Here is an 11,151-nt window from a genome sequence, read left to right as displayed (position 1 = left end):
CTGGCCGTATCCCGGCTGCTGGCCGTAGCCGGGCTGCTGACCGTAGCCCGGCTGCTGCCCGTACGGGTCGTAGGGGTTACCCACACTTGCTCCTTATTGATTGACCCTGTGGTTATGTGACGCCCGCCGGACCCGGTGGGCTCCGCAAGTCTGACCGGAGATCGAACCCCGGTTCAAACCGGCAGGACACCGAACCGAACGAGCTGCCACAGCTCCGACCCCACGAGGGCGATTCCGAGGACCCACGTGCGGGTTCTCGGCGCGAGTGCCCACCACCGTCGTCCCGCCCCCAGCGGCGCGACGGCGAAGCCGATCGCGCCGGCGAAGACCACCGGGTTCGCGAGCACGGCACGGGCCGGGCGGCCCGCTCCGAACTCGATGAACACGGTCGTTCCTCCGCAGATGGGACACGGAATGCCGGTGAGCGCCCGCAAGGGGCAGAGCACGCCGGGGTCGTTGACCCGGTGGATCCATGAGGCGCCGACGGCCGCGACGGCCATCGCCGCTACCCGCAGCAGCGTCCCCTTGGGGCCGTGCCGCGCTGCGGTGAGAGTCCGGCTGACGATTCCCCCGAGTGCACCTTGCGATGCGCCGGTGACCGCCGCCCCGGGCGCTCCCCCCAACGGATCCTCCGTGTCGATGACATCAGGTGAGTGACCCATATACAAGGTGCACCCAGAGGCAGGTCAAGCCCCGACCACGATCCGCTACTGGACCGTTACACGGATCGTGCTCTTGACCGCCTCGGGGCAAGAGTAGGACAAAACGCCATCTACGTGCGTGCTCTTTGCTGTTCCACCACGACTTCGGACGCCCAGTCCCGCGTGACGGACGTCACGCGCTTCCGGCGGCGCCGACGACGAGGGCGGCGTCCTGTTCGGTGACGTGTTCGGCCTCGATCACGTCGGCGACGACCGCGGTGATGTTGTCGGGGCCGCCGTTCTCGCGGGCGAGCTCGATGAGCCGGGCGACGGCGCGGTGCGGGTCGCCTCCGCCGACAGCACCTCGTAGATCGTCTGCGCGTCGACGGGGCCGCTGAGGCCGTCCGAGCACAGCAGATACCGGTCGCCGAGGCGGGCCTCGCGCAGCCGCAGGTCGGGCTCCCGGTCGTCGCGGCCGTCCAGCACCCGGTACAGGACGTGCGAGAGCCGCGACGTCTCGGCCGGGTCGGGCGTCTGCCCAGACTGTTCGGCCTCCGCCTTCAGCAACTCGTCCATCGTGTGGTCCTGGGTCATCTGGAAAAGCTCGCCGTCGCGCAGCAGATAACCGCGCGAATCGCCGATGTGCGCCAAAGCGACCGACGAACCCGACCAGAGCATCGCGGTGAGCGTGGTGCCCATCCGGCTCAGATCCGGCCGTTCCTCGCGCACGATGCGGAGTTTCTCGTTGGCCTCGGCGACGGCGCGTCCCAACATGTCGACAAGGTCGTCACCGCGCGCATCGGCGTCCAGCGAGCGCAGCGATCCGATGACGGTCGAGCTGGCGACCTCGCCGCCGGCATAACCGCCCATCCCGTCCGCGACCGCGATCAACCGCGCACCGGCGTAACCCGAGTCCTCGTTGTTCTCTCGGTTGCACCCGATGTCGCTGCCTGCTGCGTACCTGATTGCTACGTTCATATCAGTTTCGATGACGATCCTGTCAGAGGAGTTGTATCAGTCACGAGCGCCTTCCCCAACGGTTCCGACACCATGCCGTACGGCGTAGAGAGCGGCCTGCGTCCGATCCTGGACTCCCAGTTTCATGAGCAGATTACTGACGTGCGTCTTGACCGTCTTCTCCGAGACCACGAGCGCGCGGGCGATCTCCTTGTTGGACCTTCCCCGCGCGATGTGCACGAGCACCTCCCGTTCCCGATCGGTCAGCGCGGCCAGGCCGCGGTCGTCCCCGGACGCCGGCTCGGCGAGCATCGCCTCGGCGGCGTCGGGCGCGAACAGGACGTGCCCGTCGTGGACCGCCCGGATCGCCTGGACGAGCGCCTGCGGGTCGACGTCCTTGTAGAGGTACCCGGCGGCGCCCGCCTGTACAGCGGGCAGCACGTGCCCGCGTTCCGTGACGCTCGTCAGGATCAGGACCCGTGCGGAGACCCCGCGTGCCCGCAGCTCCGTCAGCGCGGTCAGCCCGTCGGCGCCCGGCATCTTGAGGTCCATCAGCACGATATCGGGCTCGACGGATTCGGCCAGTGACACGGCCGACGCGCCGTCCGCGGCCTCGCCGACGACGTCGATGTCGTCCTGGATGCCGAGGAACGTGCGCAGCCCCTGCCGGACGACCGGGTGGTCATCGGCGATCAGCACCCTGATCGGCGCCCGCGCGCTCACAGCGGCACCTCCAGCCGGACGGTCGTGCCCGCCCCCGGCGCCGACGCGACGTCGAGCCGCGCGCCGATCGACACCGCCCGCTCCTGCATCGACGCGAGGCCGAGCCCGTTCTGCTGGTCGTCGTCCGGTTCGAACCCCGCACCGTCGTCCGACACCTGCAGCACCGCCCGTCCGTCCTCTGTCCCGAGACGGACGTGCACGGCGCGCGCGCCCGCGTGCCTGAGGGCGTTGTAGAGCGCCTCCTGGGTGATGCGGAACGCCACCGCCTCGTGCTCCTCCGGCAGGACGATCGCCTCGTCGCCGGTGAACCGGACGGACGTCTCGTGCGCCCGGTCGAGCACCTCGGCGTGCTTGCGCAGCGACGGGACGAGCCCGTCCGCGAGGTCCGCCGGGCGCAGCTCGTTGATCACCGCGCGCAGCTCGGCGAGCGCCTCCGCGGCGAGCCGCTCCACCTGCGCCAGCTCCCGGACGGTCCGCGCCGCGTCCCGCTCGGCGAGCGCCGCCGCCGTCCGGGCCGTCAGCCGCAGCGAGAACAGCTTCTGCGCCACCGCGTCGTGCAGCTCGCGGGCGAGCCGGTTGCGCTCGGCGACGACCGTCAGCTCCCGGTTGTGCTCGTACAGCCGGGCGTTCGTCATCGCGATGGCGGCGTGCGCGGCGAACAGGGCGAGGAGATCCTCGTCCTCCTGCGTGAAACCGCCCGGATGCCGCTTGTTGGCGAGGAAGACGATGCCGAGCACGTCCGCCCCGTCCCGGATCGGGACGCCGAGGAAGTCCTTCAGGACGGGGTGCGCGTGCGGCCAGCCCTCGAACTCGGGCTCGCGGCGGATGTCGGCGAGCCGCTTCGGCGCGTCGTCGCGCAGCATCGCGGCGAGCATCCCGTGCTGGCGGGGCAGCGGCCCGATGCGTTCCCAGTCGTCGTCGGAGACGCCCTCCACGACGAACTCGGCGAACGAGCCCTCGTCGTCGGGCACGCCGAGCGCCGCGTACCGGGCGTCCAGCAGCTGCGCCGCCGCCCGGACGATCACCTGCAGCACCTCGTGGACCGACAGGTGCCGGGTCACCGCGAGCACGGCGGAACTGACGGCGTGCAGGTCGCGCCCTGCCCGCCGCGAAGCCCGTCGTCGTCGTGCATCCCGCCCTCTCGTCCGGCCCTCTCGCCCGGCCCTTTCCTCCAGTCTGCACGGCCCCGCCGCGTCCCGCCTGACAAGAACCGTACTCGCACGCGAGGTCATCGCGAATCAGCCGCCGGAAGGAGGTGCGGCCGTGTCCGGACGCACCCGCCCGGACCCGGTCCCGGGACCGGAGTCCTAAGACCATCCGCCGACCCCCGCCCAGGCTCCGGGCCGATGCCCGTGACACGCGCGGATCCCTAGGTTCTCAGGCATGAAGAGCGTACGGAAGACCGCACTGATCACCGGAGCCTCCCGGGGCCTCGGCCGGGCCCTCGCCCGCGAACTCTCCCGGGACGGCTGGGCCCTCGTCGTCGACGCGCGGGACGCCGACGCGCTGCGGGCCGCGTCCGCCGGGTTCGGCGCCGCCGTCACCGCCGTCCCCGGGGACGTCGCCGACCCCGAGCACCGTGCCGCCCTCGCCGGCGCCGTCGGCGGCGGCCTCGACCTGCTCGTCAACAACGCGGGCACCCTCGGCACGACGCCGCTGCCCCGGCTGGCCGACCAGCCGATCTCCGACCTCGCCGACGCCTACGCGACGAACGTCCTGGCCCCGCTCGCGCTGATCCAGGCCGTGCTGCCCGCGCTGCGGGAGCGGCGCGGCGCGATCCTGAACATCACCTCGGACGCCGCCGTCGAGAACTACCCGACGTGGGGCGGCTACGGCTCGTCGAAGGCCGCGCTGGAGCAGCTTTCGAACGTCCTGGCGGCCGAGGAGCCCGACCTGGCCGTCTGGTGGGCCGACCCGGGCGAGATGCGCACCGGTATGCTGCGCGCCGCCGGGGAGGACGCCGACGCGGCCCCGCCGCCCGAGGAGGCCGCCGCCGCCCTGCACCGCCTGATCGCCGACCGGCTCCCGAGCGGCCGCCACCGCGCGTCCGACCTGGCCGGTGCGCGATGACGACGACCGTCCTGCGGCCGGACGCCCCCGCGGCGCCGGACGAACCGCGCGTGCTCGGCCCCGGCTACCGGGGGCCCACGTTCGGGATCGTCCTCGTCGTCACCCTGCTGGCGTTCGAGGCCATGGCCGTCGGGACCGTCATGCCCGTCGTCGCCGCCGATCTGAACGGCCTCGCCCTGTACGCGTGGGGGTTCAGCGCGACGCTGATCGCCGGGCTGCTGTCCACGGTCCTCGCGGGCGGCTGGATCGACCGGGCCGGCCCGATGCGCCCGTTCCTGATCGGTCTGGGGACGTTCGTCGCGGGGCTCGCCGTCGCGGGCGCCGCGCCCACGATGTGGCTGTTCGTCCTCGGACGCGCCGTGCAGGGCATCGGCACCGGACTCGCCATGGTCGCGATGTACGTCGTCGTCGCCCGCATCTATCCCGAATCGCTGCGGCCCCGCGTGTTCGCGGCGGAGTCGGCGGCGTGGGTGCTGCCGTCGCTGCTCGGCCCGGCCGTCGGCGGCGTCCTCGCCGAGCACGTCGGCTGGCGCTGGGTGTTCCTCGGGCTCATCCCCCTGGTGATCCCGCCGACCCTGCTCCTGGTCCGCGCGCTGCGCGGCACCGGACCCGCCGAGAACACCCGCGGCACGCCCGCCGCCGGCGGCGGGCCGTCGCGGCCGTCGCCGTCTCCGTCGGCGCCGCCGTCCTGCTCTACGGACTCGACGCCCCCGGCTGGATCATCGTCCCCGCCGTCGCCGCCGGACTCGCCGGGCTGGTGTTCGGGCTGCCCCGCCTCCTGCCCGCCGGGACGTTCCGGTTCCGCCGCGGCCTGCCCAGCGTCGTCCTCACCCGCGGGCTGCTCTCCGGCGCGTTCATGGGCACGGACGTGTTCATCCCGCTCGCCCTCACCACCCTGCACGGGTTCGGCCCCACCGAGGCCGGGGTCGTCCTCACCGTGGCCGCCCTCGGCTGGTCGGCGGCGTCGCAGTACCAGGGACGCTCGAAGCGTTCCCGCGCGTTCTTCGTGCGGCTCGGCGCCGCCTGCGTCACCACCGGCGTCGTCGCCGTCACCGTCGCGCTGCAGCTCACCGGCTGGGCCGCCGCCCCCGCCTGGCTCATCGGCGCGCCGGGATGGGCTTCGCCGTCGGCAGCCTCAGCGTCCTCCTGCTCGACGGCTCCAGCGAGGAGGAGCAGGGCGTCAACTCCTCCGCGCTGCAGATCGGCGACATGCTCGGGACGTCCCTGGTCGTGGGCATCGCGGGCGCGATCGTCGCCGCGGCAGGCACCGACCACCTCGAACTCGGCCTCGCCGCGGCCGGGACGCTCCTCGCCGCCGTCGCCGCCCTCGGCATCATCTCCGCACTCCGACTGGAGGCATCCCGATGACCATCGACTTCGCCCTTCCCCCCGACCTCGAAGCCCACGAGCCGCCCGAGGCGCGCGGCCGCGCCCGCGACGACGTCCGCCTCCTCGTCGGCCGCCGCACAACCGGCGACGTGACCCACCACGCCTTCCGCGACCTGCCCGGCCTCCTGCGCCCCGGCGACCTCCTCGTCGTCAACACCTCCGCGACCCTGCCCGCCGCCGTCCGCCTCGACCGCATCGGCGTCCACTTCTCCACCCCCGTCCCGGACGCCGACGACCGGCTCTGGCTCGTCGAACTGCGCCGCCTCACCGGCACGTCCACCCGCCCCTACGGCGGCGGCTCCCCCGGCGAATGGATCCCCATGCCCGGCGGCGCCACCCTCACCCTCGTCGAACGCCGCACCGAACGGCTCTGGCGAGCCCGGCTCAGCACCGACGTCGTCCCGTACCTGCACCGCCACGGCGTCCCCATCCGCTACGGGTACGTCCCCCGGGACCAGCCCACCGCGGCGTACCAGACCGTCTTCGCGCACGACCGCGCGTCCGGCGGCGCCGAAATGCCCAGCGCCGCCCGTCCCTTCACGCCCGAACTCGTCACGCGCCTGGTGTCGCGCGGCGTCCTGTTCGCCCCGATCACCCTGCACACCGGCGTCGCGTCCCCGGAAGCCCACGAACCCCCGTACGCCGAGCGCTACGACGTCCCCGCCCCGACCGCCGCGCTCGTCCGGCACGTCCGCGCCGAAGGCGGGCGGGTGATCGCGGTCGGCACCACCGCCGTCCGCGCCCTCGAAACCGCCGCGGTCACCGGCCGCGTCGAGCCGTCCACGGGCTGGACGAACCACATCGTCACGCCCGAGATCGGCGTCCGCGCGGTCGACGGGCTCCTCACCGGCCTGCACGAGCCGCGCTCGTCCCACCTGATGATGCTCGCCGCCGTCGCAGGTCCGGGCCTCCTCACCACCGTGTACCGCGCCGCGCTCGACGAGCACTACCGCTGGCACGAATTCGGCGACGTCAACCTCCTGATTCCCTGAACCCGTCTCGCATGGCGGACGTCACACGCGGCTCCGGCCGCCCGAGCCGGTAGCGTGGACCACAGCATGGACGGGTCAGCCGAGCGCACGCTGCTCATCACACTCACCGGACGCGACCGCCCCGGCGTGACGTCACGCCTCTTCAGGACGCTCGCCGAGTTCCAGGTCACCGTCGTCGACGTCGAACAGGTCGTGATCCGCGGCCGGCTCGTCCTCGGCGTCCTGGTCGCCTACCCCGCCGACACCGACATCGGCGGCGTGTGGAAGGCCGCCGAACGCGTCGGGAGCGACCTCGACATGGAGGTCGAGCTCTCCACCGGCCGCGACTCCCGCACGCCGAAACGGCGCGGACGGCTGCACGTCACCGTCCTCGGCGCCCCCCTCACGCCCGCCGCCATGGCCGGGATCGCGGGCCGCATCTCCGCGCACGGCGCCAACATCGACCGCATGGAACGCCTCGCGGGCGACCCCGTCACCTGCATCGAGATGGACGTCTCCGGCGCCGATCCCGACGCGCTGCGCGCCGGTCTCGCGGCCGAGGCCGCCGAACGCCAGGTCGACGTCGCCGTCCAGCCCGGCGGCCTGTCCCGGCGCGCCAAGCGGCTCATCGTGATGGACGTCGACTCCACCCTCATCCAGGGCGAGGTCATCGAGCTGCTCGCCGAGCACGCCGGCTGCCTCGCCGAGGTCGCCAAGGTCACCGAGGCCGCCATGCGCGGCGAACTCGACTTCGAGGGCTCCCTGCGCGAGCGCGTCGCGCTGCTCGCCGGGCTCGACGCGTCCGCCATCGACGAGGTCCGCGACCGGCTGAAGCTCGCCGCCGGGGCCCGCACCATGGTCCGCACCCTCAAGCGCCTCGACTACGAGTTCGCGATCGTCAGCGGCGGCTTCACCCAGGTCACCGACGCCCTCGTCGACGACCTCGGGATCGACTACTCGGCCGCCAACACCCTCGAGATCGAGAACGGCAAGCTCACCGGACGCGTCGTCGGCCCCGTCATCGACCGTCCCGGCAAGGCCGCCGCCCTCGAACGCTTCGCCCGCGAGGCGGGCGTCCCCATCGCCCAGACGGTCGCGATCGGCGACGGCGCCAACGACCTCGACATGCTGCAGGCCGCGGGCCTCGGCATCGCCTACAACGCCAAGCCCGTCGTCCGCCAGGCCGCCGACACCGCCGTCAACGTCCCCTACCTGGACACGATCGTCTTCCTCCTGGGCATCTCCCGCGAAGAAGTACTGGCCGCCGACGCGGCAGATTCTCTTGAGGGGACCACCTCCCGAACCCTCCGCTAGTCGCGGAACGATCCTCGCGTGCTGTTGCGAGAAACCGAGTTCTGTGCGGCACACGTATGCACGCTGCGGTCGTCCACGCCGAGGCGCTGGGTCGCCCGGCGCGTACACGCGGTGCGGGGCTTCGCGGCAGCCTGATCGTGGCATCGCCCTCGCGGCGTCGGGCGAGGCGCGTACGCGGAATGAAATCGGACGGCTCCGAGGTTCACCGTTCGTACCGTTGATCACCAGGGTAGATCGGTGATGCGGTCGGTGATCTTGGAGGCTTACGGTGTGGGAGCGTGCGCGCGAAGCGTACGTGCAGGCGAATGGGCGGGCGGCGCCCTGGTACGGGGTCGCGGCGGCGATCGCGATCGCGGTGCCGCTGCTCGCCGGGGCGCTCACCGGGCACGCCGGGCAGGGGTCGATGGTCGCGCTGGGCGCGTACCTGGTCGCCCTGCGAACCCCCGAGGGCCCGTACGGCGCGCGCGCCCGGGAACTGGGCCTCGCCGTCGTCGTCGTGGCCGTCGGCTCGACCATCGGGGGGTCGCTGGCCGGCAACACGTGGCTCGCGGTCGCGATCGTCCCGCCGCTGATCGCGCTCGGCGTCGCGGTGCCGCGGATCGGGCCGACCGCCGGGCTCGCCGTCCTGCTCGCCGCGATCCGGCCGCGGCAGGCCGACGTCGTCCTGGACGTCGGCCTGCTGGAGCTGATCGGCGGGGCGTTCACCACCGCGCTGCTGCTCGCCCCGTGGCCCGCGCGGCGGCTCCGGCCGCTGAACGCCGCGCTGAGCGAGGCCGCCGACGCGGTCGCCGAAGCCCTCGACGCCGTCGCCGAGCACGTCGACGCGCCCGATCCCGCGCCGCTGGACGCCGTCGAGCTGACGAACCCGGACCTGCTGGCCGTCGCGCGGCTGCCCGACTGGGAGCAGCGGCGGCGGGCGGCGTCCGAGGCGCTGACCGCCGCCCGCACGACGTTCGGCCTGTACCGGTCCGACCGGGGGCGGGAGGACCCGACGCGGCCCGAGCGGCTCATCGAGGCGCTGGCCCGCGTCCTGCACGAGACGGTGACGCTGCAGGCCGTCGTGGAGGCCGCCCGCAACTACCCGCCGGAGCGCGAGTGGAAGATGGAGGCGCAGACCGCGATCTCCGCGCTGGCCGCCCGGCTGCGGCTGCTGGCGGGCGCGGTCGCGACGTCGGGGGAGGCGCCGCTCGGCGGGGAGGAGTCCGCCGCCGTCCGCCGGATGGGACGCGCCGCCGAGGGCGTCCGCCGGGCCGGGCTCGCGGGCGAGGAGGACCTCGTCGCTCGCGCTCATCGGGCAGGTGCGGCGGTCGATCGACCGCATCGCCGGCGAGGTCGCGTCCGCGCGGCGCATCACCGCGGGCGGGCTGCGGCTCGGGTTCGGGCCGCCCCGGATCCCGGAGACGAACCCGCTGCCGGTGTGGGAGCGGGTCCGCAAGGCCGTCGCCACCCGGTCGCCGCGGTTCCGGCAGGTGTCGCGCGTCTTCCTCACGGCCGTCGTGTCGATGGCGCTGGCCGCCGCGCTCGACCTGTCGCACGGCCACTGGATGACGCTGACCGCGATGCTGTCCCTGCGCGCCACCTACGGCGAGACGGTCGAGCGGCTCGTGCAGCGCGTCGGCGGGACGGCGGCCGGGTCGATCATCGCGGCGGTGCTGCTGACGCTCGCGCCCGGCCAGTTCACCATCGCGTTCGTCGTCCTGCTCTTCGCGTTCGCCGGGTTCGCGATGCGCTCGGTCAACTCCGCGTACTGGTTCCTGTTCGGCACGCCCCTCGCGATGATGCTGCTCGAATTCTCCGTGCCGTCCGACTGGAGCACCGCCGGGGAGCGCATCCTCCTCACCATCGCCGGGACCCTGCTCGCCTACCTCGCCGTCCGGCTGCTGTGGCCGGCCGGTCACCTGGAGCGGCTGCCCGTGCAGCTCGGACGGCTCACCGACACGCACGCGACGCTCGTCCGGTCCACCGCGGACGTCCTGGCGGGCGAGCACGTGCGGCTGCCGCACGAGACGATCGTCGCCGCCGAGCGGGCCGCGGAGGCCGTCGCCGAGACCCGCGACCGGCTGGAGCAGGAGCGGGTGCCCGACGCCGAGCTGATCGCCCGGCTGCGCACCGCCGTGCGCGCCGCGCACCGCGTCCGCGACCACCTCATCGCGGTGTCGCGGATGTCGCGGGAGGAGGCCGTCGACACCGGGCCGATCCCCGAGATCCTGGACCGGATCGCCGACGAGCTGGAGGAGGCCGGGGCCGTCCTGGAGGACCCGCCGGACGAACGGGACGAAGAGGACGGCTCGTCCGTCGCGGAACTCCGCGAGCAGCTCGCCGACCTCGACGACCATCTGTCGAAGATCACCAAGCGGCGGCGGGCGGAGATCAAGTCGGGCATCGGACGGGACGAGTTCACGCCGCTGCGGCACGCGCTGCTGCAGGTGTCGGGCACCCGCTACGCGATCCGGTCGCTGCGCCGCGACGCCGGACGGGTCATCGAGGCGTCGTTCGCCGCGTCCGGATTCTCCGGGGACCGCCGCTGACGCGCGTCCCGTCCCGTTCCGTTCCGTCCCGTTCCGTCCGGTCAGTCCTTCGGCGTGCGGGCGGTGACGAGCGTGCCCGCGCCACGCCGGACGTCCGCCCAGCCGTCCGGGAGGTCGACGACGGCGAGCGCGCACGTCGGGAACTCGCGCGGCGCGTCGCCGGTGAGGTCGTGGACGAGCGAGTGCACCGACGGGTTGTGGCCGAGCAGCAGCACCGTCGAGGCGTCCTCCGGTGCCTCCCGCACGAGGTCGAGCAGGGCGTCGGGGTCGTTGTCGTAGATCCGTGACTCGAAGGACGTCTCCACGCCGTCGAACGCCAGTTTCTGCAGGGTCTCGCGTGTGCGCGCGGCCGAGGAGCACAGGACGTACTGGGGGACGAGTCCGCGCGCGCGCAGCCAATCGCCGGTCGCCGCGGCGTCGCGCCGTCCGCGATCGGCGAGCGTGCGGTCGATGTCGGCCTTGTCCAGTCCGGTCTCGGCCTTGGCGTGCCGGAGCACGATCAACGTCGGCATGCCCGAAACACTACGGCAGCGGGCTCTCAGGGGGCGACGAGCGCGG

Annotated in this window: 10 protein-coding genes; 4 read left to right on the top strand and 6 right to left on the bottom strand. The window is 73.4% G+C overall.

The genetic code is table 11. The features are described from left to right. Positions 1-173 precede the first annotated feature (173 nt). The 4 genes from BJF79_RS23590 to BJF79_RS23575 all read right to left on the bottom strand — a co-directional run bounded on the left by BJF79_RS23590 (position 174) and on the right by BJF79_RS23575 (position 3,391). Positions 174-500, bottom strand: a complete 327-nt coding sequence (locus BJF79_RS23590) for a DUF2752 domain-containing protein (protein WP_075900503.1) — start codon at positions 498-500, stop codon at positions 174-176. Between the two features lie 399 nt (positions 501-899). Further along, on the bottom strand, positions 900-1,619 hold the full coding sequence (locus BJF79_RS23585; protein ID WP_262402467.1) for a PP2C family protein-serine/threonine phosphatase: 720 nt from the start codon (positions 1,617-1,619) through the stop codon (positions 900-902). A gap of 36 nt (positions 1,620-1,655) precedes the next feature. After that, positions 1,656-2,321, bottom strand: coding sequence for a response regulator (locus BJF79_RS23580; RefSeq protein ID WP_075900501.1), 666 nt, complete (start codon positions 2,319-2,321; stop codon positions 1,656-1,658). Further along, positions 2,318-3,391, bottom strand: a complete 1,074-nt coding sequence (locus BJF79_RS23575) for a GAF domain-containing sensor histidine kinase (RefSeq protein ID WP_262402466.1) — start codon at positions 3,389-3,391, stop codon at positions 2,318-2,320. The genes BJF79_RS23580 and BJF79_RS23575 overlap by 4 nt, the downstream gene beginning before the upstream one ends. Before the next feature lie 313 nt (positions 3,392-3,704). On the opposite strand from BJF79_RS23575, the gene BJF79_RS23570 reads away from it, so the two are divergent. The 3 genes from BJF79_RS23570 to serB all read left to right on the top strand — a co-directional run bounded on the left by BJF79_RS23570 (position 3,705) and on the right by serB (position 8,065). Continuing rightward, a complete protein-coding gene (locus tag BJF79_RS23570; RefSeq protein ID WP_075900499.1) occupies positions 3,705-4,391 on the top strand; it encodes an SDR family NAD(P)-dependent oxidoreductase in 687 nt (228 codons plus the stop codon). Next, complete coding sequence (locus BJF79_RS61265) at positions 4,388-6,772, top strand: MFS transporter (protein WP_262402465.1); 2,385 nt, start codon at positions 4,388-4,390, stop codon at positions 6,770-6,772. Before BJF79_RS23570 ends, BJF79_RS61265 begins: the two co-directional genes overlap by 4 nt. A gap of 66 nt (positions 6,773-6,838) precedes the next feature. Continuing rightward, the gene (gene serB, locus BJF79_RS23555) at positions 6,839-8,065 is read left to right on the top strand and encodes a phosphoserine phosphatase SerB (protein WP_075900515.1); all 1,227 of its coding nucleotides are present in this window, start codon (positions 6,839-6,841) and stop codon (positions 8,063-8,065) included. 202 nt (positions 8,066-8,267) lie between these two features. Here serB and BJF79_RS23550 read toward each other — a convergent pair whose 3' ends face one another. Beyond that, the gene (locus BJF79_RS23550; RefSeq protein ID WP_143220111.1) at positions 8,268-9,386 is read right to left on the bottom strand and encodes a hypothetical protein; all 1,119 of its coding nucleotides are present in this window, start codon (positions 9,384-9,386) and stop codon (positions 8,268-8,270) included. Between BJF79_RS23550 and BJF79_RS23545 the strand changes: the two genes are divergently transcribed. Next, the gene (locus tag BJF79_RS23545) at positions 9,364-10,593 is read left to right on the top strand and encodes an FUSC family protein (protein WP_075900493.1); all 1,230 of its coding nucleotides are present in this window, start codon (positions 9,364-9,366) and stop codon (positions 10,591-10,593) included. The genes BJF79_RS23550 and BJF79_RS23545 overlap by 23 nt on opposite strands. 41 nt (positions 10,594-10,634) lie before the next feature. On the opposite strand, the gene BJF79_RS23540 is transcribed toward BJF79_RS23545, so the two are convergent. Continuing rightward, positions 10,635-11,105 carry a SixA phosphatase family protein gene (locus tag BJF79_RS23540; RefSeq protein ID WP_075900491.1) on the bottom strand — a complete coding sequence of 157 codons (471 nt, stop codon included), beginning with the start codon at positions 11,103-11,105 and terminating at the stop codon, positions 10,635-10,637. Positions 11,106-11,151 lie beyond the last annotated feature (46 nt).

It is taken from the genome of Actinomadura sp. CNU-125 (genome assembly GCF_001942465.1).
Lineage (GTDB): Bacteria > Actinomycetota > Actinomycetes > Streptosporangiales > Streptosporangiaceae > Spirillospora.
This window is presented reverse-complemented; position numbering and strand designations above follow the sequence as displayed.

Coding starts and splice junctions, on each gene's coding strand:
- BJF79_RS23590 (WP_075900503.1), bottom strand. CDS start 500: ATGGCCGTCGCGGCCGTCGGCGCCTCATGGATCCACCGGGTCAACGAC.
- BJF79_RS23585 (WP_262402467.1), bottom strand. CDS start 1,619: ATGAACGTAGCAATCAGGTACGCAGCAGGCAGCGACATCGGGTGCAAC.
- BJF79_RS23570 (WP_075900499.1), top strand. CDS start 3,705: ATGAAGAGCGTACGGAAGACCGCACTGATCACCGGAGCCTCCCGGGGC.
- BJF79_RS61265 (WP_262402465.1), top strand. CDS start 4,388: ATGACGACGACCGTCCTGCGGCCGGACGCCCCCGCGGCGCCGGACGAA.
- serB (WP_075900515.1), top strand. CDS start 6,839: ATGGACGGGTCAGCCGAGCGCACGCTGCTCATCACACTCACCGGACGC.
- BJF79_RS23550 (WP_143220111.1), bottom strand. CDS start 9,386: ATGCGGTCGATCGACCGCCGCACCTGCCCGATGAGCGCGAGCGACGAG.
- BJF79_RS23540 (WP_075900491.1), bottom strand. CDS start 11,105: ATGCCGACGTTGATCGTGCTCCGGCACGCCAAGGCCGAGACCGGACTG.